Consider the following 22,922-nt stretch of genomic DNA (forward strand, 5'->3'; position numbering starts at 1 on the left):
AGTTGAGCAGAAATAAAAGGGGCATCTACAACACCGTGGTGCTGTCCGATGTCCCTTGTGACTGATTTTATCGTTGTCCGCCAACCTCAGGCTCCTATGTCCTGCATCGCTTTCGGGTTTTATCGCTGCCCGCCAGCCTCAAGCCCTTACGTCTTGCATCAGATCGGATTTTAGGTGTCAGCCACACCAGCGGAGTGACGTCCGCTCTCCTGTTTATAGTATATTCAATTGGTACTCAAATGGCAATGGCCTTTCGAAGTAATCAATCTTCCAGTCTGCCATGGTCGCAGCCAAGCGACAGATAACGCTCTATCTCTCCACCCAGCACAAGCTGGGCGTACTCCAAGGGCTTATTATACAGCAGCCAGTCCAGCTCTGCCCGCTGTGCCGGGGTGCTGCCGTACTCGTCCTCCACGGCGATGCAGTCGATGGCAAGAGTGGTGCCATCCTCGAACCGGGCTTCCACCCGGTTGGTGTCCATATTGAAGCGGCAGGAAAGCAGTTTGTTCATGGTGAACCTCATTTCTATATCAAACGGTGTCTGTTCGGATGTCCTAAACCCTGCCATAAAACCGGTGATTGATTTGTCCATTGGGCTTTGTTTTGCCCGTCTGCACATTTTTGCACACTTTTTGCACACCTGAATATCTGGATAACGGTTGCAAAGCATTACACTGTATGCAGACAATGCGGTGTGTGCAAAGGCGTGTTTTGCGATGATACGATAAAAATAACGCTTCTTCGAACTTTTGAAATTTGACGAATGATGCGCCTTGGATTCTTTTAATCAGAGGGCCAGGGATTCGAGTTCCCTCGAGCGCACCAAAATCCCACGAAGAATCGTAAGATTCCTCGTGGGATTTTCTTTTTATACGCCATTTGCACGGCCTCTGCACGGTCCGCATTTTTCGTGTCAGATGGAGTAAGTCTGTGAATTACTCTGCAATTCGTGCTATTTTTTGCAATTCAGGTCAGCAAAGCCAGGCGGAGCTGTGCTTTTACGGCAGGGTCTGCGTCCTTCAGAAGCTCCAACAGTGCCGACATGGAGATGGTCGGTTCTGCTTCAACCGGGGTAGCCTGCACAGGTGTTGTTTCCTGTACGGCCTTCACATCACCGCCGGAGATCATCAGTTGATAAGCAGAGCGCAGGCTGCGCGATGGAATCGCTGAATAGCACAAAAGCATGTTGGAGTCCAGATGTAAAGAAAAAACGGCAAAGCAGGTAAAATTCACTTTACCGTTTTATAGCAATTCAACTTCTTCATGTAACAGCAACAGCGTTGAATTGCATATCGCAAATTGCTGTTTTAACGTTCCACTAATTTCTTGCCTTGCGATCAAGAAAGCACGTCTGCTAAACGCTCTACATTGAAAATATAATCGTACACTGCTATAATAAAATTGTGATATTATCACCAAAAATTCGAGATGCAAAGCGTTTGCGATTGGCAAACATTCAGGAGGAACGCATGGTAACAGGAGCCATTAAAAATAAGGTAGACAAAATCTGGACGGACATTTGGGCAGGCGGCATCACCAATCCGCTGACCGTCATTGAACAGCTGACCTATCTCATGTTCATCCGGTCACTGGACGAGAAAGAGCTTGCCACCGAAGATTTTGAGAACATGGCGGGCGAAAAGATGGAGCACATCTTCCCGGCCAGCGAAGCAGGACAGTCTATGCGGTGGAGCCGCTTCAAGGATAAAGATTCCCGCGAAATTTTCCTGACCATGCAGCAGCGGGTGTTCCCTGCCATCAAAAAGATGAAATATGGCCGTCTGCCGGATTTTGACGCAAACGGCGAGCTGGTGGAAATCGCAGACGACCCCACCCGCCCGGATGAGGGCAACACCGCCTTTGCGCGGTATATGGACGATGCCATGTTCCTGATCCCCACGCCGCAGGTGCTGCAAAAGATCATCACCGGGCTGGAAGATCTTTACACCCACGACATTGCCGACCTTGATATGCAGGGCGACCTGTACGAGTATATGCTGGGCAAGCTGGCAACCGCAGGGCAGAACGGCCAGTTCCGCACGCCCAAACACATCCGCGACATGATGGTGGAGCTGGTGCAGCCCACGCCGGACGACTTCATCTGCGACCCCGCCTGCGGTACGGCGGGCTTTCTGGTGTCCAGCGCGCAGTACCTCCGCGCCCACTACGAGGACAGCATGACCCCGGAGCAGTGGCAGCATTTTGCCGGCCCGATGTTCACCGGCTTTGACACGGACCGCACCATGCTGCGCATTTCGGCCATGAACCTGATGCTCCACTCCATCACCAACCCGGATATCGACTACAAGGACAGCGTGTCGAAGCAAAACTCCATTTGCAGCAAGTACACCATTTGCCTTGCGAACCCGCCGTTCAAGGGCACCGTGGATGCCGAGAGCATCAACGACGACCTGAAAGCCGTCACCAACACCAAAAAGACAGAATTGCTTTTTCTTGCGCTCTTCCTGCGGATGCTCAAAACCGGCGGACGCTGCGCCTGCATCGTGCCGGACGGCGTTTTGTTCGGTTCCAGCAAGGCGCACCAGAGCATCCGAAAAGAACTGATTGAAAACCACCAGCTGCGGGCGGTCATTTCCATGCCCTCCGGCGTGTTCAAGCCCTACGCAGGCGTGTCCACGGCGGTGCTGGTGTTCACCAAGACCGGCGCGGGCGGCACCGACAGGGTGTGGTTCTACGATATGAAAGCCGACGGCCTCTCGCTGGACGACAAGCGCACCGAGGTGAAGGAAAACGACATCCCGGACATCATCGCCCGGTTCCACAGCCTTGATGCCGAAACTGACCGCAAGCGCACCGAGCAGAGTTTCTTTGTGCCCAAAGAAGAAATTGCCGCCAATGGGTACGATTTGTCCATCAATAAGTACAAAGAGACGGAGTATGTGCCGGTGGAGTATCCCTCGACCACGGAGATCCTTGCCGACCTGCATGAGCTGGAAATGGAGATCACCAAGGGTCTAGCAGAGCTGGAGGAGATGGTGTGATGGCGAAGTTGGGAGAGGTTTGCATTCAGATTACAGATGGTAGTCATAACCCGCCATCGGGTGTTGAACAGAGCGAGTACCTGATGCTGAGCTCTAAAAATATCGATGATGACTTTATTACATTGGATTCGCCACGATTTCTTTCACATAGTGACTACATCGCAGAAAATAAGCGAACAACCGTTAGCGAAGGCGATTTGCTAATGACGATTGTAGGAACGATTGGCCGAGTTGCAATTGTTCCGGAAGAATTGAAGGGCATTTGTTTGCAACGAAGTGTTGCAGTAATCAAGCCCGAGCGAGAAGTTGTAAACAATCGTTATCTGATGTATCAACTCCAAAATATGCGGCCGTTTTTAGAAAAAGAAGCTCGTGGTGTAGCACAGAAAGGAATTTATCTCAAACAGGTTAGTCAACTGGATATAAAACTCCCTGAGCTTGAACACCAAATGCAAATTGTAAAAGTGCTGGATAAGGCATCAAAGCTAATTTTTCTTCGTAGGCAGCAACTTGCCAAGCTGGACGAGCTGGTAAAGGCAAGGTTTGTGGAGATGTTTGGAGACCCAGTAAAGAATACTATGGATTGGGAAATAAAGCCTTTATCGGAGTTAGGGGAGCTTAATCGAGGAGTATCTAAAGCGCGTCCAAGAAATTCTCCTGAGTTACTTGGCGGGCCATATCCGTTAATTCAAACAGGCGAAGTTGCCAATGCTAAGACATATATCACATCGTTTAACAGTACCTATTCCGAAAAAGGACTTGCTCAAAGCAAAATGTGGCCTAAGGGGACGCTATGCATCACCATTGCGGCAAATATAGCACAGACAAGTATTTTGACTTTTGATGCGTGCTTTCCAGATAGTGTTGTTGGTTTTATTTCCAGAAACATGACGAATGAGCTTTTCATCCACTACTGGTTTTCATTTTTTCAAAAGATTTTGGATGAACAAGCACCTCAAGTTGCACAGAAAAATATCAATCTTAAAATTTTAAGTGAACTAAATGTTATTGTACCGCCGCTTTCCCTCCAAAATCGCTTTGCTGCCTTTGTGGAGCGTGTAGACCAGCAGAAGCAGACCGTACAGCAGAGCCTTGAAAAGCTGGAACTGATGAAAAAGGCGCTGATGCAGGAATATTTTGGGTAACTCCCCCAGTCGCCTGACGGCGCCAGCCCCCTCAAAGAGGGAGCCTTAACGTGACCGCAAGGCAAAAGCCTCCCTCCTTGAGGGAGGTGGCACGGTGCAGCCGTGACGGAAGAAGTTCTGCGCAAATCTCGAAAAATCAAGACGAAAGAATCCAGCATATTAACTTTTTGAGATTTCGGTGATATGATATAAAAAACGTGTATTGCGAGGGACGTTCATGCAGGTGACTTTTCTTATCGGAAATGGTTTCGATTTAGGAATTGGGCTAAAAACGGCCTATTCTGATTTTTATAGAGTGTATTGTGCTGAAACACAAAAAGATGACGAGAATCTCAGGAACTTTAAGTCCGCTATTCAGTTGAAATCAGAAACGTGGTCCGACTTTGAAAATGCATTTGGCAAATATTCAAGCGAGCTCAATGATACAGCGGTGTACTTGGAACTGTTTGAAAATTTTGTCAACTCTTTTATAAGTTATATAAGAAATGAAGAACAGCGGTTTGATGAATCAAAACTGGACAATGCAGTTGAGGGAATGAGTAAGGCATTCAGTACATATTATAAGATTCGGCCTGCTGACGCAGAGGTGCTCAGAAGAGTTATTGATAGAAACGATGTCTATTTTAACTTTGTGACGTTTAATTATACCAATTGCTTAGATAAGTGTTTCAATGCGGTTAAGGAGAAAGCCGGTGGCTGTAAATTCAGTGGCGGATATATTAGCGAGCTTGTTCATGTCCATGGGTATATAGATGATCTCATAATGGGTGTCAATGATGAGACACAAATCGCAAATAAGGCTTTCGCTGAAAATTTGGATGTTATTGAGGGAATAATTAAGCCTGTACAAAATCAAATTATTCGGATGAACTATGATGAACGTGCAACAAAACTAATAAAGAACAGCACAATTGTTTGCATTTATGGAATGTCTGTTGGTTCTACGGACAAGAAGTGGTGGAAATTGATTATGGAGTGGTTGCAGGAAAATTCAGCGAGGCATTTGATTGTGTTAAGTCATGAGGCTGGTTCACAGACAGTGTTTCAATGGAACCGCACTGTGAAGAGAATTCGGAGAAATCTTTTTACATATGGAGAAGTTTCAGATGACAAGAAAAAGCCACTGGAAAGTCAAATTCATATTCAAACAAATCACGACATTTTTTCGATGAATCTGGTGAAATCGCAACAGTTGGGAGGACAGCCTCAAACAATGGAAGATAGTAAGGATATAACCGAACGGGTTCGTTCCGAGATAGAAAAAATGACCGCAACTGATGCAGAAGTGTCAGAAATGCTGGATGAAGTCTTTAATTAAGTGCTCGATTTACTATTGAAAGGAGCCCTCCCCATGTCCAACTTCTCCTATCTTGCCACCAAACCTGAATATTCCCTCTTTGCCTCTGCCGCCATCGAGGCCGAGAAAGTGTTCTCCACCTCCCCGGCAATGTGCGCGGTGGGGTGCCGGAAGGCGTTGGAGCTGGCGGTGAAGTGGGTGTATGCGGCAGACAAAACCATCACGATGCCCTACAAGGACAACCTGCAATCCCTGCTGCATGAGCCGAGCTTCCGGTTCGCAGTGGACCGCAATGTGTGGAGCGTGCTGCCCAGCATCGTGAAGGCGGGCAATCTGGCGGTACATACGGGGCATAGTGTGTCGGCGGCGGATGCAGTGTTCAGCCTGCGGGGGCTGTTCGATTTCATCCAGTGGGTGGATTACTGCTACGGCACGGACTATGTGGAGCGCTCCTTTGATGAAACAGCCATCCCCGGCGAAAAGGTAACGCTGGACGAAAAGAAGATCCGGGAACAGGAAAGCCTGCTGACCCAGAAAGATGCCGAGCTGGAAGCGTTGCGCAAGCAGGTGGAGAGTCTTTCGGCGGCGTACACGGCCAGCAAACAGCAGAACCAGCAGAGCCGCAGTTTCACCGCCGCCGACCTGACCGAGGCCGAGACGCGGCGGAAGATCATCGACATCGACCTCAAGGCCATGGGCTGGAAATTCACCGGGCCGGACGCCGATGTGCGCACCGAGTACGAAGTGGACAATATGAACGGCGTGCTGGGGCAGAAGGGCTATGCGGACTATGTGCTGATGGGCAAGGACGGCTTGCCGCTGGCGGTCATTGAAGCCAAGCGCAGCACAAAAGACCCCAACATCGGGCGCAAGCAGGCTCAGCTTTATGCAGACTGTCTGGAGCAGAAGTTTGGCCGCCGTCCGATGCTGTTTACCACCAACGGCTACACCACCTATTTCTGGGATGAGCAGAGCGGCCCGCAGCGTGCTGTGAGCGGGGTGTTCTGCAAGGACGATTTACAGAAACTGATGAACCGCCGCACCGAGAAAAAAACGCTGGACACCATCGAAATTGACGATAAAATCACCGACCGCTACTATCAGAAAAACGCCATCCGGGCTGTCTGCGCCCACATCGCGCAGGGCTTCCGGCGCAATCTGCTGGTCATGGCTACTGGCACGGGCAAGACCCGTACAGCATCCAGCCTGACCGATGTGCTGAGCCGGGGCGGTCATGTGACCAACGCGCTCTTTCTGGCGGACCGCACTGCGCTGGTCAAGCAGGCAAAGGACGACTTCAAAAAGTATCTGCCGGACCAGTCGCTGTGCAATCTGTGCTCCTCCAAGGACGATAAGGCCGCGCGCATCGTGTTTTCCACCTATCCCACCATGCTCAACGCCATCGACAACGCCAAGACCAAAGACGGCGTGCCGCTGTTTTCGCCCGCCCACTTTGACCTTATCATCGTGGACGAGAGCCACCGCAGCATTTTCAAGAAATACCGCGCCATTTTTGATTATTTCGATGCCGTTCTGGTGGGTCTGACCGCCACCCCGAAAACCGATGTAGACCGCAACACCTACGACTTTTTCGAGATGGAACACGGCATCCCCACCTACGCCTACGATTACGACACGGCGGTCTACACCGACCATGTGTTGGTGCCTTACTACAACTACGAGGTCAAGACGAAATTCACAGAAGAGGGCATCCACTACGACCAGCTTTCACCGGAGGATAAGGCCCGCTACGAGGACGATTTTGCCGAGGACGACACCCTGCCCACCTTCATCCCATCCGAAAAGCTGAACAAGTTCATCTTCAACGCCAACACCGTGGACACGGTGCTGCAAGACCTGATGGAACGCGGCATCCAGACGGCGGGCGGCGACCGCATCGGCAAAACCATTATCTTTGCCCAGAACAAGCGCCATGCGGAGTTTATCCGGGAACGCTTTGGCAAGCTCTACCCGCAGCTGGAGACCCAGTACCCGGGATTCATCCAGCGGGTGGTCTGCGACGACGCCTATGCACAGTCCATCATTGACGACTTCAAGCAGCCGGACAAGCCGCCGTTTATTGCGGTCTCGGTGGATATGATGGACACGGGCATCGATGTGCCGGAGTGCGCGAATCTGGTGTTCTTCAAAAAAGTACGCAGCAAAACGAAGTTCTGGCAGATGATCGGCCGTGGTACACGGCTGTGCCCATCCCTTGCCTGCGTGGATGCCATCGACGGCGAATATACGGGCAAACGGCGGTTTCTGATCTTCGACTACTGCGGCAACTTTGAATTTTTCCGTCAGAAACCCAACGGCTACGAGAGCGCGGACACCAAAAGCCTGTCCGAGAGCATTTTCTGCAAGCAGGTGCGGATCGCCGCCGCGCTGCAGGATGGAGCCTATACAGACGAAAAATACCAGAACTGGCGCAAGATCTTAACGGAGACCTGCCGTGCCGAAGTGGGAGCGCTGAATCCGGAGCTGGTATCCGTGCGGCTGCACCGACAGGCTGTGGAACACTATCAAAAGCCGGAAGCCTTTGTCAGCCTGACCGAAACGGACAAGGGTACTCTGATAAAAGAGGTGGCACCGCTCATCTCGCTGGACGATAAGGACGAGGCCGCCAAGCGGTTCGATAACTTTGTGTATGGCTTGCTGCTCTGTGAACTGGAAGGTCTGCCGGGGCTGGGCCGCGCCCAGAAACAGCTGCGCAGCACGGCGGCAATGCTGGAAGGGAAAGCTACCATCCCACAGGTGCAGGCAAAGCTGCCGCTCATCCGGGAGGTGCAGACGGACGAATTTTTGACCTCGCATGATCTGCTCCGCTTTGAGGAAATGCGGCAGGAACTGCGGGAACTCATCAAGTTTCTGGTGGAGGGCGGCGAGGGGCAAAAGCCTGTCTACACGGCCCTTGCCGACCCGGTACTGGAACAGACCGAGGGCAAAACGCTGGATTCCGGCTACGATTTCGGCGAGTACCGGGAACGTGTGAACCGCTATATCATGGAGCACCGCAGCGATACGCTGGCCATCCACAAGCTGACCCAGAACATTCCGCTTTCCCGGGGCGACTATACCGAGCTGGAACATATCTTCACCTGTGAGCTGGGCAGCAAAGAGGACTATGCACGGGAGTTTCGGGATACACCCTTTGGTCTGCTGGTGCGTAAAGTGGCAAAGCTGGACCACGATGCTGCCATGCAGGCATTTTCCAAGTTCATCAACGACGAATCGCTGAATGCAAAGCAGATCGCGTTCGTGCAGAAGGTCATTCATTACATCGAGCAGAACGGTTATGTGGAAAGCAAAGCGGTTCTGATGAAACCACCCTTTGACCAGCCCATTCTGTTTACCCGCCTGTTTGATGGCAAAACAGGCAGTGAACTGATGGATACGATCAATTCGGTGAAAGAGAATGCCACCCATGTGACTGCATAAAGTGGTGGAATGTACTGATAAAAACCGGTATAATTCAGGACTATCGAAAAATGAATATCCTGCAACGCAGTATGGCAAGTCAGGGAATTTTGAACGATACGCAAACGACTCTGGCTGATTACCTGATGAGCATCGCACAAATTTCCGTGGAGGATGCCGGAGCGATTTATATCGAGTTGAGCAGCATCCGCGGAAATTTTATGGCAAACATCATTCTGCGCATGATTGAAAATTATTACTTCCTGCCCGATATGGCGCAGAAACTGAAAAACAAACAAGCACTGGTGGAAAGCGTAATTGCAAATGAACAGCTGGAGCCTTCCATTACGTCGTCCATCAAAGATGTGTACGATGACCTTGTCAACAGCAAACTGGATATGATCGAGGGCCTCGTGCCGATCTCTGCCATCCAGTATGATGCTAAGATGCAGGAAGCAGAAAGACTTTAAGGGGAGTGCGACTTGTAGGATTGCTTTAAATTATCGAGTTAATCCGCAGGCCGAATAGATTCACTCAAATCGAATGAAAACGAAAAAATGCCCGCTCACCGTGGAGATCCGGCTCCATCGGTGGGCGGGCATATCCAATAAAACACCAGGATACGATTATGCTTTTCGTACTTCAGCTGGGATCTTGTTCTGGCTCAGATATCCCACAGGGAGGGCGCAGAGGTGGAAACTGCGGCGGCACCTGCGCGCATGGCGGCCATGACGTCGGCTTTGTCCCGCAGCAGGCCGCCTGCAATGACAGGCACCTGTGTACGGGCGCTGATCTCGGCGATGACCCGGGGCATGATGCCAGGAAGGATCTCGACAAAATCCGGCTTGCCCTGCTCCAGCTGACCGGACAGGCTGGTCAGCGAGAGGGAATCCAGGATGAATGCCCGCTGGACGGTCAGCAGGCCGCGGTGGCGCGCCCGGCGGATCAGGGTCGGGCGGGTGGAGATGATGCCGTCCGGGTGGCATAGGGCGTTGAGGGAGTCCACCGCGATCTCCCGCGACGAAAGACCGTCCACAAGGTCGATGTGAACCACGGCCAGTTTTCCGGCATCATGTATGCGGTGCACCAGACCGTCTACGGTGAGCAGGGTGCTTGCCAGCAGAAAAACGGCGCTGCAGGGCGAGGCCAGCGCAGCAGTCAGGGCTTCGTCCGTTTTCACGGCGGCGATCACCGGTTCGTCCAGCAGGGTTTCAGCAAGAGGATGCATTGGGTAAGACTCCTTTTTTATCAATTACTTGATTTATATTATTCTACAAAAAAGCCGCCATGTAAATAAGTTACACGGCGGCTGTAATGTAAAATCTAGGTTTTATCAGAATGTGGTTGCAATCAGCTCACCGCCGCCCAGAATGGTAGTAGTATTGGAACAGCTGATCATTACAATAAACATTGCATTTATCAGACCTGCAATGTACGGATTGCGGGTGCGTTTGTAGATGATGCGGGACATGATGGGCGTGACAAACAGAAGAACCATACAGGGGAACAGCCAAATGGGACCAATGCGCTGGCCTTCGGTCAAACCATAAAGCTGATAACCCGTTGCATAGAAGTAGATATATTGACTTGCAACTACAAAAATAGCACCAAGCGCATTAAAGAATGCAAAAATCAAGATGTTGCCATTTTTTCCGCCAATGGTGTTGTAGTTGAAGCAATTTGCCGAGATCGAGTTCATAACGTAGAACAGCAGGAAGAATGGCAGATAGCGAAGTGCGATCAGCACTTTATCAGCGCCGAAGGTTTTGAACGCAACGACATACATCCGATAATCAACTTGGAAGAAATAGTGTGCTGCAAAAACAAGGCCGAACGAAACAACGATCACGATAACAGCGAGGGCAATGGTCTTCCACAGCTGCTCCAGATTCAAATAAAGACCCGCTCTTCGAGCACTCCAACCGTGTTTTTTTCCATAAGCACCGTAAAAAACAGCAGAGCAGAATATTGCAAAGACGCCGCAAAGAGCAGCCCATGTACCGATCGTCAGGGGGCCGGTCTGCACAAAGAAGTTTGTTGTCTTTGAGTAAACGGTATTCATGCAGAACAAAAAGCTTGCACCGGAAAAAACTGCACCGATAATCAGCAGAACCCAGTACCATGCCTTGGCTCCGTTGTCCTGCACAGGGGCTGGCTGTACAATTTCACCACTGCGGAGAGCGGAAAATACGGGAGTATCAAGCAGAACCAGCGTGAAACTGACCATGAAGATCAAAAGACCGATCACGCCGAGGCTGTTGAACACCGCTTTAATGGGCCAGATCTGATCGCTGGCAGGCAGGGGCTTTGGAGCGCCGAGCGTTGTATCAAAAAAATCAACGGCATAGCCGACACAAGTAGTAGAAAAAGCAACGAGAGGATGGATCATGTTCGGCCGATAAATCACGCGATAAGCGGTCTTTCCATCAAAATCGCGCGTATAATATTTGCCGCCTTCTGCGATACCGGCAAAGCCGTCCTCATTAAAATTCAGGAATTTTTTAGCACCATCTGTTTCCATGAAGGCTGCCGGATTGGTCAGCATATTTCCAGCGTCATCATAGGTTCCAAAGTAAAAGTCATCATGGGTACTGGCAATAATACCTACACTGCGTGAGCCGTAATCTCCGCTATGATCACCGCCGGTGTCATCCTGCCAGTCACCAGCCTGCTGCAGAACGGCAGCAATCAAAGGAGTTTCCCGGGAATTATCGATCTCTACCGCCATATTAGCAGCTGTACCGCCGCTGGAATGGCCTGTAACGCCAATACGAGCTGTGTCAACGTACGGAAGGCTTGCAATAAGCTGAACTGCACCATCGACGCCCACAGCACCATCGTAAAGTTCTGCAATCGACAGGCTTTCCGAGTCGCCATGACTGTGCAGATCAAGTGCCAGCACCACATATCCCCGGCGAGCCAGCTCAATACTATACAAGTCCTGCATTTCTTTGTTGTTATACCATCCTTCGATTGTAACAACACCCGGCGCCGGTGTGTCTTTGGTTGCATTCTGTGGAATGTAAAGGTATGCGGCCAGCTGGTGTCCAGAGGGACTTTCCCAGCTCATTTCCTTGATCCTGATCCCACCAGAAGTTTGTACAGCGGACGCTACGATGGCACTTACAAGGCAAAGAATCAGTGACAGGCACAACCAGAATTTGCTGTTTTTCAACCTACCTTTTTGATGCGACATGCTTGGGACCTCCTTTTTGAATCTGATTTTTCCGTAATAAAAATGGGGACACACTGCATCTGGACGATACAGTGCATCCCCATCTCACTTCTCTTGGGATGCTTCTAGTATAGCGTTTTGTAACAAAATGTCAATAGAAAATAAACAATTAAAAAATATTTTGTGCGCGAACTATAAAGTTGGGCGAAAACTATCAATGCTCTGCCCAGTCGCAGCTGCGGCCCACAGCCTTGTGCCAGCCGGAGAGCAGACGGGTGCGCTCAGCCTCGTCCATCTGCGGGGCAAAGGTCATATTGCAATGCCACAGGCTGCGGATCTCGTCCCGGTCCTTCCATACGCCGGTGGCAAGGCCCGCCAGATAGGCTGCGCCCAGAGCGGTCGTCTCCCGGATGGCCGGGCGCAGCACGGTCTTGTTCAGGATATCGGCCTGGAACTGCATCAGGAACTGGTCGCGGGATGCACCGCCGTCCACCTTCAGCGAGGTGATGGGCACGCCGGTGTCCTTTTCCATAGCAGCCACGAGGTCTGCGCTCTGGTAGGCAATGGACTCCTCTGCCGCGCGGATGATATGGTTCTGGGTGGTGCCGCGGGTAATGCCCACAATGGCACCGCGGGCGTACATATCCCAGTACGGTGCACCCAGACCAGTAAAGGCCGGCACGATGTAAATGCCGCCGTTATCCGGCACCTTCTGGGCATAGTATTCCGCATCGCGGCTCTCCTGGATCATGCGCAGGCCGTCGCGCACCCACTGGATGACGGCACCGCCCACAAAGACGCTGCCCTCCAGCGCATACTCCACCTTACCGTTCAGGCTGATGGCAATGGTAGAGATCAGGCCGTTCCGGCTGCGGCAGATGGTGTCGCCGGTGTTCATCAGCAAAAAGCAGCCGGTGCCGTAGGTGTTCTTGGCCTCGCCCTTGCGAAAGCAGCTCTGTCCGAACAGCGCAGCCTGCTGGTCACCGGCAATGCCGGCCACCGGGATCTGCACACCGCACAGATCGGTGGTGCCGTAGACCTCGCTGGAATCGGTCACGCGGGGCAGGATGCAGCGCGGGATATCCAGCGCTTTGAGCAGGGTGTCGTCCCAGTCCAGCGTGCGGATGTTATACAGCATGGTGCGGCTGGCGTTGGTGCGGTCGGTGACGTGCACTCTGCCGCCGGTCAGCTTCCAGACCAGCCATGTGTCCACAGTGCCGAACAGGATCTCCCCTGCCTCGGCCCGCTCCCGCGCACCGGGCACATTGTCCAGGATCCACTTGATCTTCGTTGCGGAGAAATAGGCATCGGGCATCAGGCCGGTATTCTCCCGGATGTAGTCTGCCATGCCGGGCTGCTGCAGCAGTTCATCCACCAGCGGAGCCGTGCGGCGGCACTGCCAGACGATGGCATTGTAGATGGGGCGGCCGGTGGCCTTTTCCCACAGGATGGTGGTCTCCCGCTGGTTGGTGATGCCAATGGCGGCGATATCGTGGGCATCGACACCGCTCTGGGCCACCACCTCGTTCATGACTCCATACTGGGTGGACCAGATCTCCATGGGGTTGTGCTCCACCCAGCCCTGCTGCGGATAGATCTGCTCAAACTCGCGCTGCTGCACCGCAATGATATTCTGCTCATTGTCGAACAGGATGGCACGGCTGCTGGTGGTTCCCTGATCCAGCGCCAGAACATATTTTGTACTCATGCTTTTGCTCCCTCCGTATCGTTTCAGGAGTGTGTATCACAGATTTCGCGTTGCCACAATGTCCACGCCGGTGCCGCACACGTCGGCCAGCACCACCTGCCCGGTGCGGACGGGTGCGTGCAGGGTGACGCGGTCCAGCGCAGCCATGACCTCGGTCATCTTCTCTTTGGGCACGGCCTGCGCAGTCTTTACCGGGCAGCGCGGGTACAGCCCACCCTCCACCCGCACGGTGCTGGTGATGATGCGGGTGGGATGGGTCAGCTCTTCCCTGCCGTAGGCGGCACCGTTGGGGCAGGCGTTTCCAGTTACATTATAATCATTTTCCGGGTCTACCTGCAAGTGGCAGCCGCAGGGACAGCAGATGCAAATGACTTCTTTGATGCTGCTCATTCTGCAATAACCTCCTCTACCGCAACGGTCAGCGGGCCGTCTGCTTTTTCCAGCAGGACTTTGGGCAGTGCGATGTGTTCCATCTCGCCGGGAGCCATGCGCTGGCGCTTGAACCGGGCCAGCTGCCTGCCGCCGCAGGTCACGGTGATCTGGCTGGGGCCGTAGTTCTGCCGCACGCGGAAGGAAATGTTTACGCTCCTGTCCACATCAGCGGGGCGCACCCGCTGCGGCACGGTGTAGCCCACGCCATTGCCCGGGACAAGGTCAAGCACAACCGTATCGGAGGCTTCGCCCTTCAAAACATAGGCCGCCGCAGAAGCACCGGCCAGGTCGCTTTCGCCCGAAACGAAGTCCACCAGATCATGCACGTGCACCACGTTGCCGCAGGCGAACACGCCGGGGATGCCGGTCTCCATATTCTCGTAGACCACTGCGCCCTTGGTGTGGGGGTCCATGGGGATGCCCGCCTGCCGGGTCAGCTCATTTTCCGGGATCAGGCCAACGCTGAGCAGGATGGTGTCCACATCAAATTCCATCTCGGTGCCCGGGATGGGGCGGCGGTTTTCGTCCACCTTGGCAACGGTGGCCTTTTCCACGCGGGCCTTGCCCTGAATATCCACGATGGTATGGGACAGATACAGGGGGATGTCGAAGTCCTGCAGGCACTGCACGATGTTGCGGGTCAGGCCGCCGGAATACGGCATGACCTCCACGCAGGCCAGTACTTTGGCACCTTCCAGCGTCATGCGGCGGGCCATGATCAGGCCGATGTCGCCGCTGCCGAGGATGAGCACCCGCTTGCCTACCAGATAGCCCTCCATGTTGACATAGCGCTGGGCCGCACCGGCGGTGTAGATACCGGCAGGGCGGCTGCCCGGAATGCCAATGGCACCGCGGGTGCGCTCCCGGCAGCCCATGCAGAGGATGATGCTTCTGGCTTCCAAAATCTGATAGCCCTTTTCCCGGCTGACGCAGTGGATCTTTTTGTCCGGGGTGACGTCCAGCACCATCGTGCCCAGCTCCACCCGGACACCGGTGGAGCGCAGCAGTTCAATGCAGCGGCCTGCGTATTCCGGGCCGGTGAGCTGCTCGCCAAAGCGGTGCAGGCCGAAGCCGTTGTGGATGCACTGGTTCAGGATGCCGCCCAGCTCGTTGTCGCGCTCTAAGATAAGGATATCGCGCAGACCATGCTGCCATGCGCTGTAAGCTGCGGCAAGGCCTGCAGGGCCGCCGCCGACGATGACCAGATCAATCATGGTGCTCTCCCTCCTGCTTGGTTTCGCACAGTAAGACGTTGGTGCCGGCCTTATCCTGCAGCACGTCCAGCGGACGGATGCCCAGCGTTTTGCTGATCAGCTCCAGCACCCGCGGCCCGCAAAAGCCGCCCTGACAGCGGCCCATACCGGCACCGCAGCGGCGCTTGACACCGTCAATGGTGGTGGCAGGGATCTCTTCGTGCAGAGCGTCCAGAATTTCGCCCTCGGTGATCGTCTCGCAGCGGCAGATCACGCGGCCATAGGCGGGTTCCTTTGCAATGAGCCGGGCTTTTTCTTCGGGCGGAAGCTCCTTGAAGCGCACCCGGGTGCGGCCATCCCTGTAATCCGCCTTGGGGGCGGGCAGATCGCCGTGAGCTTCCAGAATTTTGACGGCTTCTCTGGCAACGGCCGGTGCACTGGAAAGGCCGGGCGATTTCATGCCCGCCAGATCGATGAAGCCGGGTGCGCCTTCCGCTTCGCCGATAACGAAGTCGCCCGTGTCCACATTGGCACGGACACCCGCAAAATTGCGGATGGACTCGCTGAAGCGAATGTTCGGCACGCTGCGGCGCGCTGCGGCGCTGACGAAGGCCAGCCCGGCGGCGGTGCAGGCGGTATCGTCCCCTTCCACGGGGTCGGCGTTCGGGCCGACGATCAGGTTGCCGTGGACGGTGGGGGCCACCAGAACGCCCTTGCCGTTTTCGTTGGGGCACTGGAAGATGACGTGATGCACACGGCTGCCCTCGGATTTATCCAGCAGGTAGTATTCGCCCCGGGTGGGCTGGATGGTAAATTTGTGGGGTGCGGCCATATCGTGCACGGCCTGCGCCGAGATGCCTGCCGCATTGATGATATAGCGCGTTTCCACAATTCCGGAGGGGGTGGTCAGCGCCCAGCCGCCGGCGGTCTTTTCGATGCGGGTCACATGGCAGCTGCGGTGCAGCTCCACGCCGTTGCGCACAGCCACTTCTGCCATTGCCAGCGCAAACTCCCACGGGCTGACGATGGCGGCGCTGGGCGCATACAGCGCGCCAACGACAGTGGGGGCCAGATTCGGTTCCATGGCAAGCGTTTCCTCTGCGGAAAGCAGCCGGATGCCCGGCACGCCGTTGGCGATGCCGTTCTCATACAGTTTCTGCAGGTGGGGCAGCTCTTCCGGGCTGAGGGCCAGCACCAGACTGCCGCACTGCAGGTACGGCACATCCAGCCGGGCGCAGATCTCCTTGGCCAGTGCGGACCCCTCCACGTTGAGCCGCGCCATCCGGGTGCCCGGTTCGGGGTCGTAGCCAGCGTGCAGAATGGCACTGTTGGCCTTGGTGGTGCAGTCGGCCACGTCATTTTCAGCCTCGAAAATGGCGGTCTGCAGCGGGTAATGGGACAGCTCATAGGCGGCTGCCGCACCAATGATGCCGCAGCCGATAATTGCTACATCCAGCATAAAAACCTCCTGATCGCTCCGTTTGCCGAATAAAAGAAAAAGAGCAGGACAAACAAAAGGGCCTTTCGACTCTCCCCTTGCTTGTTCTGCTCGATCCTCTGAACAAACTTTTATTGTCTTTATGATAATGCGATCTGCACAAGATGTCAAGCATTTGTTGAAAATTTAAAGCTCATTTTTACCTGTGCGGCTTTTTCCTGCTCTTTGCGGGCGCGGAGGCTTTTGGCAGAGCACGGCCTGCAGCGCTGCGCCCGGCCACAAGGCCGGAGCCGAACGCCCAGTGCAGGTTAAAACCGCCGCAGCTGCCTGCGCAGTCCAGCGTTTCGCCCACAAAGTAAAGGCCCGGACAGCCCTTGAACTGGAAGTGCTGATCCACCTCCCGCAGGGCCAGCCCGCCGCCGGTGGTCTGGGCCTGCTTCCAGCTGCAGGGGGTCAGCCCCTCAAAGCGCCAGTGCTTGGCGGTGTGGGCCAGCTTCTGCCACTGTGCGGCGGTGAGCACGGCAGGCGCGTCGCTGTCCTGCAGCCCGGCGGCAGACCACACAGTACGGCCCAGCTTCTGGTTCAGCAGGCCCAGCCAGAAGTCAGCGGCGCTGCCCCCTGCCGTCTGGGCGGCGTGGGCCGCAAACAGGCTGGCAAGTGCGGTTTCGTCCACTGCCGGGAAGAGGTCCAGCTCCACAGCAGGAGCCTTGGGGCCGCGGCCCGGGGCCAACAGGCCGGACAGCTGCATGATGCAGATGCCGGAAAGGCCGTAATCGGTGAACTGTACCTCGCCGTTCTCGCAGGCAAGCACACGGGCACCGTCCAACAGGGATGCTGCTGCCTTGGCACGGATGCCAGCCAGCGCTTTGCGGGGCTTTGCGCACTGCAGGGCGGTCAGGCAGGGGTACAGCGGCTCCACCCTGCCGCCGCACTGGGCGGCGAACCGGGTGCCAAAGCCGTCGGTGCCGAACTGCGGCCCTGCTTCGCCGCCCATGGCGCAGATGACGGCATCGGCGCGCAGCATTTCGGCAGAGCCCTCTGCCGTCTCGAACTGCACGGCGTAGCCGCTGCGGCCCTGGCTCAGGGTGCGCACGGTGCAGCCGGTGCGCAGCTGCACATGGTGCTGCGCAAGGTGATGCTCCAGCAGGGCCAGTACGTCCGCCGCCTGATTGGAGTACGGATACACCCGGCCCGCCTCGTCGGTGCGGGTGTAAAGCCCCAGCGCACGGAACCAGCGCAGCGGGTCGGCGGTATTTACGGCATCCAGCAGCGGACGAAGTGCTGCCGGGTCGGCAGTGAAATACAGCTCCGGTGCAATGCCGGTGTTATCCAGATTGCAGCGGCCATTGCCGGTGGCAAGCAGCTTTTTGCCCGGCTTCGGGTTGCGCTCCAGCACAATGACCTGTGCAGCGGGGGCACTTTGTGCCGCCGCCAGCGCGGCTGCAAGACCGGCGGCACCGCCGCCCAGAATGAGGATGTTCGGCATCCGGACACCTGCCTTTCTCAGTAGAATTTTAGGATCTGTCTTCATAAGCGGGGTGCTGTGCTTATGAAAACGGCTTTTTGTATCATTGTAGCAGAACCCTGCCGGAAACGCAACGAAGAGGCAGCTTTCCGTGCAGGTCTTTTTGCGCGGGGGCAGCAGGTATAAATGGCCCGGTCTGACAGATACTAGTGCTGCAGGCATTTTTAAGGAAACGGAGGAGCAAAAACATGAAAGCAACAGGAATCGTGCGCCGCATCGACGAGCTGGGCCGGGTGGTGATCCCAAAGGAGATCCGCCGCACCCAGCGCATCCGCCGCGGCGACCCGCTGGAGATCTTCACCACGGGCGACGGCGAGGTGATCTTTAAAAAGTATTCGCCCATTGGCGAGATGAACACAGTAGCGGCCCAGTATACCGAGGTGCTCAGCAAAAGCTTTGCGCTGACCGCACTGGTGGCCGACCGCGACCGCATCCTTACGGTGAGCGGCTCCGGCCGGCGGGAGCTGGCCGACCGCAGCATCAGCCAGCCGCTGGAAAAGCTGATGGATGGCCGCAGGCTGTACCAGAGCGAGGGCATTGCCGAAAAGTGCATCCTGCCCTGCGAAGGCTCGCCCCGAGCAGTGCTGTGTGCCGCACCCATCATTGCGGCGGGCGATGTGACCGGCGTGGTGGCCCTGCTGACCGAAGACCGCACGGCCACGCCGGATGCCGCCCAGCTCAAGGCCGTGAATGTGGCAGCGGCATTTCTGGCAAGGCAGATGGAAGAGTAAAGAACATGCCGGAGCGCTTTCCTTATAATAAGGAGGGCGCTTTCTTCGTTTATGACAGAATTATGAATCTTTTAAAACATTTTTCCAAGGGGCTTGACAGCACCGGAAAATTGGCTATAATGGTCTTAGCACTCAGGAACAAGGAGTGCTAAACAAACAAAGCGAACGCAAAAAGGAGGCAGGCGCTATGACGATGGATGCACGCAAGCAGCGAGTCTTGCAGGCGATCGTGGCGCTGTATGGTCTCGAAGGCGAGCCCGTTGGCAGCAGCGTGCTGGCAAACTACTTTGACATGGCAGTTTCCAGCGCAACGCTTCGCAATGAGATGGCGGCGCTGACAAAGCTGGGCCTGCTGGAGCAGCCCCACACCAGCGCGGGCCGTGTGCCCAGTGCCAAGGGCTACCGTTACTACCTTGATAATCTGCTGACCGACGATCAGCCGCTGGATCGTGTGAGCCGCGCCCGGGTGGATGCGGTGTTCGCAAGCCTCGACCATGAGCCGGAAAAGCTGGCCGCAGGTGCCGCCAAGGCGCTGGCCGCCATCAGCGGCTGCACCGCCGCCATCAGCACCCCGTGCGCCGAAGACCTGTGCATCGCCCACTATGAAGTGGTTCAGGTGGGCCGCAGCGCAGCGGCTGTGCTGGCCGTTACCACGGCCGGTTACGTTCGTACCCGTGTGGCACGGGTGCGCACCGGTCTTTCCCGCGAGAATGCGGCAGCACTTGCCGCACTGCTGAACCGCAACCTTACCTTTGTAGCGCCGGTGGATCTTTCCACCCGGCTGCTGGCAGAGCTGTGCAGCCAGATCGACCCGGAGCTGGTGCCCGTTATCAGTGCAGCGGCTGCCATCCTGCAGGATTCCGTCAAGCCCCACGTATTTCTGGGCGGCGAGCAGTATCTGCTGGACTGGCCCCAGCTGGACGGCAAGGTGGGCGACATCCTCACACTGCTGAACGACGAGGAGCAGGCCGCTGGCCTGATCGCACCTCCGGCAGAACGCAGTGAGAGCGTGCTGCTGGGCGAGGATCTGGAACCGCAGATCCCGGGTCTGTGCATCGTGAGCGACCGGTATCTGGTGGGCGGAGGCCTGTGGGGCTCCATTGCATTGATCGGCCCCACCCGGATGCCCTTCCAGAAGCTGATGCCGCTGCTGCATTACTTTGCAGACCAGCTGGGCGAGGGCATGAGCGGCAAACGAAAAGACACCCCACAGGCTGCCGTACCCCGGCGGACTGTGATCTATAAGGAGGATCTGGAATGAGCGAAGAAGCAAAAAAGACGGCTCCGGCTCAGGAAGCGGAGCAGCCCGAAACGGCTCCCGAGGAAAAGGCCCAGCAGGCAGCACCCGAACAGGAACCTGCTGCCGAAGCTGCCGACCCGAAGGATGACAAGAAGAAGGATGGCGGCTGGTTCAACAAGAAGGCCCGCGAGCTGGAAGCCGTAAAGGCAAAGCTGGACGCGGCCGAAGCCAACGCTGCACAGGCCAAAGACCAGCTGCTGCGCATGGCAGCGGAGTACGAGAACTACCGCAAGCGCTCCACCCGCGAAGCCGACCAGAAGTTCAACGATGGCATTTCCTTTGCGGTGAACCAGATCATTCCCATTCTGGATACGCTGGAGATGGCAGCCAACGCCCCCACCACCGACGAGAACTACAAAAAGGGCGTGACCATGACGCTGGACAAGGCCGCCAAGGCGCTGGATGCCCTCCATGTGGAGGAGATCGAGGCGCTGGGCAAGCCCTTTGATCCCAACTTCATGAATGCAGTGCAGCAGATCCCCGCCCCGGACGGACAGGAGAGCGGCACCGTCATCACGGTCTACCAGAAGGGCTACAAGCTGGGCGATAAGATCGTCCGCCATGCGACCGTTGTAGTGGCCGAATAACAAAGCAGAAACCCGAAAGGGTTTTGAATATAACATCCGCTTACAAACATTTGAGCATCACATAAACAATAAGATTTGTTCTTTCGAGAGGAGTTTTCATTATGAGTAAGATCATTGGTATCGACCTTGGTACTACCAACAGCTGCGTGGCTGTCATGGAGGGCGGCGAGCCCGTTGTTATCGCAAACTCTGAGGGTGCACGCACCACCCCGTCTGTGGTCGGCTTTACCAAGACCGGCGATCGTCTGGTGGGTCAGGTCGCAAAGCGTCAGGCCATCACCAACCCTGAGAACACCGTTGCTTCCATCAAGCGCTTCATGGGCACCGACCACAAGGTGACCCTGAACGGCAAGGAGTACACTCCCCAGCAGGTCAGCGCTATGATCCTGCAGAAGCTGAAGGCTGATGCCGAGGCTTATCTGGGCGAGCCTGTTACCGAGGCTGTCATTACCGTTCCTGCATACTTCAACGACAGCCAGCGTCAGGCTACCAAGGACGCAGGCACCATTGCAGGCCTGAACGTCAAGCGTATCATCAACGAGCCTACTGCCGCTTCTCTGGCATATGGCATCGATAAGGAAGAAGACCAGAAGATCATGGTCTACGATCTGGGCGGCGGTACCTTCGATGTGTCCATCATCGAGATGGGCGACGGCGTTACCGAGGTCCTGGCCACCAACGGTGATACCCATCTGGGCGGCGATGACTTCGATGAGCGCATCATCAACTGGATGGCAGATGCCTTCCAGACCGAGAACGGCATCGACCTGCGCAAGGACAAGATGGCTGCGCAGCGTTTGAAGGAAGCTGCCGAGAAGGCAAAGATCGAGCTGTCCAGCGCAATGAGCAGCCAGATCAACCTGCCCTTCATCACTGCCGATGCTACCGGCCCCAAGCACTTGGATATGACCCTGACCCGCGCAAAGTTCAATGAGCTGACCGCTGATCTGGTCGATCGCACCATGGGCCCCGTCCGCAAGGCTCTGCAGGATGCAGGCCTGCGTCCCTCTGACCTGAAGAAGGTTCTGATGGTCGGTGGTTCCACCCGTATCCCCGCTGTCTACGATGCAGTCAAGAAGGAACTGAACTGCGAGCCCTTCAAGGGCATCAACCCCGATGAGTGCGTGGCTGTGGGCGCTGCTATTCAGGGCGGCGTGCTGCAGGGCGATGTGAAGGGCCTGCTGCTGCTGGATGTCACCCCGCTGAGCCTGGGCATTGAAACTCTGGGCGGCGTGTGCACCAAGATCATCGACCGCAATACCACCATCCCCACCCACAAGAGTCAGGTGTTCTCCACCGCTGCAGACAACCAGCCCTCTGTTGAGGTCAACGTTCTGCAGGGCGAGCGTGAGTTCGCACGCGACAACAAGAGCCTGGGTGTCTTCCATCTGGACGGCATCGCTCCGGCTCCCCGTGGTGTGCCTCAGATCGAAGTTACCTTCGATATCGATGCAAACGGCATCGTGAAGGTCAGCGCAAAGGATCTGGGCACCGGCAAGGAGCAGAACATCACCATTACCGCTTCTACCAACATGTCCAAGGAGGACATCGACAAGGCTGTGAAGGAAGCTGAGCAGTTTGCTGCCGACGATAAGAAGAAGCGTGAAGAGGTCGATATCCGCAACGGTGCCGACCAGATGGTGTTCCAGACCGAGAAGATGCTGAAGGAGAACGGCGACAAGCTGCCCGCCGACGTGAAGAGCGAGGCCGAGAGCAAGCTGGCCGACCTGAAGACCGCTGTTCAGTCCGGCAACGTGGACGACATCAAGGCAAAGCAGGAAGCCCTGAGCCAGGTGTTCGAGAAGATGTATCAGGCAGCCGCTGCCGCACAGCAGGCCGCCGGTGCACAGCCCGGCCCCGACGCAGGTGCAAACAACCAGCAGAAGCCGGGTGATGACGGCGTTGTGGATGCCGACTTCAAGGAAGTCTGATAAAAAACACAGCAGTGTGTGCCCGGCCAAACCGGCGG

General features: G+C 55.6%; 18 protein-coding genes. 9 read left to right on the forward strand and 9 right to left on the reverse strand.

What is annotated here, in order from left to right:
* Positions 1 to 262 precede the first annotated feature (262 nt).
* A complete protein-coding gene (locus tag WMO17_RS05595) occupies positions 263 to 511 on the reverse strand; it encodes a DUF6061 family protein (RefSeq protein ID WP_097780442.1) in 249 nt (82 codons plus the stop codon).
* A gap of 455 nt (positions 512 to 966) precedes the next feature.
* Positions 967 to 1,185, reverse strand: a complete 219-nt coding sequence (locus tag WMO17_RS05600; protein ID WP_349137619.1) for a hypothetical protein — start codon at positions 1,183 to 1,185, stop codon at positions 967 to 969.
* Between the two features lie 284 nt (positions 1,186 to 1,469).
* Here WMO17_RS05600 and WMO17_RS05605 point away from each other — a divergent pair, with 284 nt between their 5' ends.
* From WMO17_RS05605 to WMO17_RS05625, 5 genes are all read left to right on the forward strand, one after another.
* Complete coding sequence (locus WMO17_RS05605) at positions 1,470 to 3,002, forward strand: type I restriction-modification system subunit M (protein ID WP_349137651.1); 1,533 nt, start codon at positions 1,470 to 1,472, stop codon at positions 3,000 to 3,002.
* Complete coding sequence (locus tag WMO17_RS05610) at positions 3,002 to 4,147, forward strand: restriction endonuclease subunit S (protein ID WP_349137620.1); 1,146 nt, start codon at positions 3,002 to 3,004, stop codon at positions 4,145 to 4,147. Before WMO17_RS05605 ends, WMO17_RS05610 begins: the two co-directional genes overlap by 1 nt.
* A 217-nt stretch (positions 4,148 to 4,364) precedes the next feature.
* Positions 4,365 to 5,465, forward strand: a complete 1,101-nt coding sequence (locus tag WMO17_RS05615; protein ID WP_291013460.1) for an AbiH family protein — start codon at positions 4,365 to 4,367, stop codon at positions 5,463 to 5,465.
* Between the two features lie 33 nt (positions 5,466 to 5,498).
* Entirely contained in the window at positions 5,499 to 8,885 is a 3,387-nt protein-coding gene (locus WMO17_RS05620; RefSeq protein WP_349137621.1) for a DEAD/DEAH box helicase family protein, read from the forward strand.
* A 50-nt stretch (positions 8,886 to 8,935) separates the two neighbouring features.
* Positions 8,936 to 9,334, forward strand: a complete 399-nt coding sequence (locus WMO17_RS05625; RefSeq protein WP_097781175.1) for a hypothetical protein — start codon at positions 8,936 to 8,938, stop codon at positions 9,332 to 9,334.
* 194 nt (positions 9,335 to 9,528) lie between these two features.
* Here WMO17_RS05625 and WMO17_RS05630 read toward each other — a convergent pair whose 3' ends face one another.
* The 7 genes from WMO17_RS05630 to WMO17_RS05660 all read right to left on the reverse strand — a co-directional run bounded on the left by WMO17_RS05630 (position 9,529) and on the right by WMO17_RS05660 (position 18,296).
* Positions 9,529 to 10,092, reverse strand: a complete 564-nt coding sequence (locus tag WMO17_RS05630; protein ID WP_005943598.1) for a glycerol-3-phosphate responsive antiterminator — start codon at positions 10,090 to 10,092, stop codon at positions 9,529 to 9,531.
* Positions 10,093 to 10,197: 105 nt separating this feature from the next.
* A complete protein-coding gene (locus WMO17_RS05635) occupies positions 10,198 to 12,060 on the reverse strand; it encodes an alpha/beta hydrolase family protein (protein WP_349137622.1) in 1,863 nt (620 codons plus the stop codon).
* 193 nt (positions 12,061 to 12,253) lie between these two features.
* Complete coding sequence (gene glpK, locus WMO17_RS05640; protein WP_294647334.1) at positions 12,254 to 13,747, reverse strand: glycerol kinase GlpK; 1,494 nt, start codon at positions 13,745 to 13,747, stop codon at positions 12,254 to 12,256.
* A 36-nt stretch (positions 13,748 to 13,783) separates the two neighbouring features.
* Complete coding sequence (locus WMO17_RS05645; protein ID WP_349137623.1) at positions 13,784 to 14,137, reverse strand: DUF1667 domain-containing protein; 354 nt, start codon at positions 14,135 to 14,137, stop codon at positions 13,784 to 13,786.
* Positions 14,134 to 15,393 carry an NAD(P)/FAD-dependent oxidoreductase gene (locus WMO17_RS05650; RefSeq protein WP_097781179.1) on the reverse strand — a complete coding sequence of 420 codons (1,260 nt, stop codon included), beginning with the start codon at positions 15,391 to 15,393 and terminating at the stop codon, positions 14,134 to 14,136. The genes WMO17_RS05645 and WMO17_RS05650 overlap by 4 nt, the downstream gene beginning before the upstream one ends.
* Complete coding sequence (locus tag WMO17_RS05655; RefSeq protein ID WP_349137624.1) at positions 15,386 to 16,831, reverse strand: NAD(P)/FAD-dependent oxidoreductase; 1,446 nt, start codon at positions 16,829 to 16,831, stop codon at positions 15,386 to 15,388. Before WMO17_RS05655 ends, WMO17_RS05650 begins: the two co-directional genes overlap by 8 nt.
* A gap of 178 nt (positions 16,832 to 17,009) precedes the next feature.
* Positions 17,010 to 18,296, reverse strand: coding sequence for an aminoacetone oxidase family FAD-binding enzyme (locus tag WMO17_RS05660; RefSeq protein WP_349137625.1), 1,287 nt, complete (start codon positions 18,294 to 18,296; stop codon positions 17,010 to 17,012).
* A gap of 227 nt (positions 18,297 to 18,523) precedes the next feature.
* Here WMO17_RS05660 and WMO17_RS05665 point away from each other — a divergent pair, with 227 nt between their 5' ends.
* From WMO17_RS05665 to dnaK, 4 genes are all read left to right on the forward strand, one after another.
* Entirely contained in the window at positions 18,524 to 19,066 is a 543-nt protein-coding gene (locus tag WMO17_RS05665; RefSeq protein ID WP_349137626.1) for a stage V sporulation T C-terminal domain-containing protein, read from the forward strand.
* Positions 19,067 to 19,253: 187 nt separating this feature from the next.
* On the forward strand, positions 19,254 to 20,327 hold the full coding sequence (gene hrcA, locus WMO17_RS05670) for a heat-inducible transcriptional repressor HrcA (RefSeq protein WP_120120417.1): 1,074 nt from the start codon (positions 19,254 to 19,256) through the stop codon (positions 20,325 to 20,327).
* A complete protein-coding gene (locus WMO17_RS05675) occupies positions 20,324 to 20,953 on the forward strand; it encodes a nucleotide exchange factor GrpE (RefSeq protein ID WP_005943579.1) in 630 nt (209 codons plus the stop codon). Before hrcA ends, WMO17_RS05675 begins: the two co-directional genes overlap by 4 nt.
* A 101-nt stretch (positions 20,954 to 21,054) precedes the next feature.
* A complete protein-coding gene (gene dnaK / locus WMO17_RS05680; protein WP_005943578.1) occupies positions 21,055 to 22,884 on the forward strand; it encodes a molecular chaperone DnaK in 1,830 nt (609 codons plus the stop codon).
* The last annotated feature ends 38 nt before the right edge of the window (positions 22,885 to 22,922 follow it).

This window comes from Faecalibacterium faecis (assembly GCF_040096475.1).
In the GTDB taxonomy this organism is placed as follows: Bacteria; Bacillota; Clostridia; order Oscillospirales; family Ruminococcaceae; genus Faecalibacterium; species Faecalibacterium taiwanense.

What these genes read in the sequence shown, in the direction of transcription:
- WMO17_RS05610 (WP_349137620.1), top strand. Translation starts at nt 3,002, where the DNA reads ATGGCGAAGTTGGGAGAGGTTTGCATTCAGATTACAGATGGTAGTCAT.
- WMO17_RS05595 (WP_097780442.1), bottom strand. Translation starts at nt 511, where the DNA reads ATGAACAAACTGCTTTCCTGCCGCTTCAATATGGACACCAACCGGGTG.
- WMO17_RS05615 (WP_291013460.1), top strand. Translation starts at nt 4,365, where the DNA reads ATGCAGGTGACTTTTCTTATCGGAAATGGTTTCGATTTAGGAATTGGG.
- WMO17_RS05650 (WP_097781179.1), bottom strand. Translation starts at nt 15,393, where the DNA reads ATGATTGATCTGGTCATCGTCGGCGGCGGCCCTGCAGGCCTTGCCGCA.
- WMO17_RS05620 (WP_349137621.1), top strand. Translation starts at nt 5,499, where the DNA reads ATGTCCAACTTCTCCTATCTTGCCACCAAACCTGAATATTCCCTCTTT.
- WMO17_RS05635 (WP_349137622.1), bottom strand. Translation starts at nt 12,060, where the DNA reads ATGTCGCATCAAAAAGGTAGGTTGAAAAACAGCAAATTCTGGTTGTGC.
- glpK (WP_294647334.1), bottom strand. Translation starts at nt 13,747, where the DNA reads ATGAGTACAAAATATGTTCTGGCGCTGGATCAGGGAACCACCAGCAGC.
- dnaK (WP_005943578.1), top strand. Translation starts at nt 21,055, where the DNA reads ATGAGTAAGATCATTGGTATCGACCTTGGTACTACCAACAGCTGCGTG.
- WMO17_RS05605 (WP_349137651.1), top strand. Translation starts at nt 1,470, where the DNA reads ATGGTAACAGGAGCCATTAAAAATAAGGTAGACAAAATCTGGACGGAC.
- WMO17_RS05660 (WP_349137625.1), bottom strand. Translation starts at nt 18,296, where the DNA reads ATGCCGAACATCCTCATTCTGGGCGGCGGTGCCGCCGGTCTTGCAGCC.
- WMO17_RS05675 (WP_005943579.1), top strand. Translation starts at nt 20,324, where the DNA reads ATGAGCGAAGAAGCAAAAAAGACGGCTCCGGCTCAGGAAGCGGAGCAG.
- WMO17_RS05655 (WP_349137624.1), bottom strand. Translation starts at nt 16,831, where the DNA reads ATGCTGGATGTAGCAATTATCGGCTGCGGCATCATTGGTGCGGCAGCC.
- WMO17_RS05645 (WP_349137623.1), bottom strand. Translation starts at nt 14,137, where the DNA reads ATGAGCAGCATCAAAGAAGTCATTTGCATCTGCTGTCCCTGCGGCTGC.
- WMO17_RS05665 (WP_349137626.1), top strand. Translation starts at nt 18,524, where the DNA reads ATGAAAGCAACAGGAATCGTGCGCCGCATCGACGAGCTGGGCCGGGTG.
- WMO17_RS05625 (WP_097781175.1), top strand. Translation starts at nt 8,936, where the DNA reads ATGAATATCCTGCAACGCAGTATGGCAAGTCAGGGAATTTTGAACGAT.
- hrcA (WP_120120417.1), top strand. Translation starts at nt 19,254, where the DNA reads ATGACGATGGATGCACGCAAGCAGCGAGTCTTGCAGGCGATCGTGGCG.
- WMO17_RS05630 (WP_005943598.1), bottom strand. Translation starts at nt 10,092, where the DNA reads ATGCATCCTCTTGCTGAAACCCTGCTGGACGAACCGGTGATCGCCGCC.
- WMO17_RS05600 (WP_349137619.1), bottom strand. Translation starts at nt 1,185, where the DNA reads ATGCTTTTGTGCTATTCAGCGATTCCATCGCGCAGCCTGCGCTCTGCT.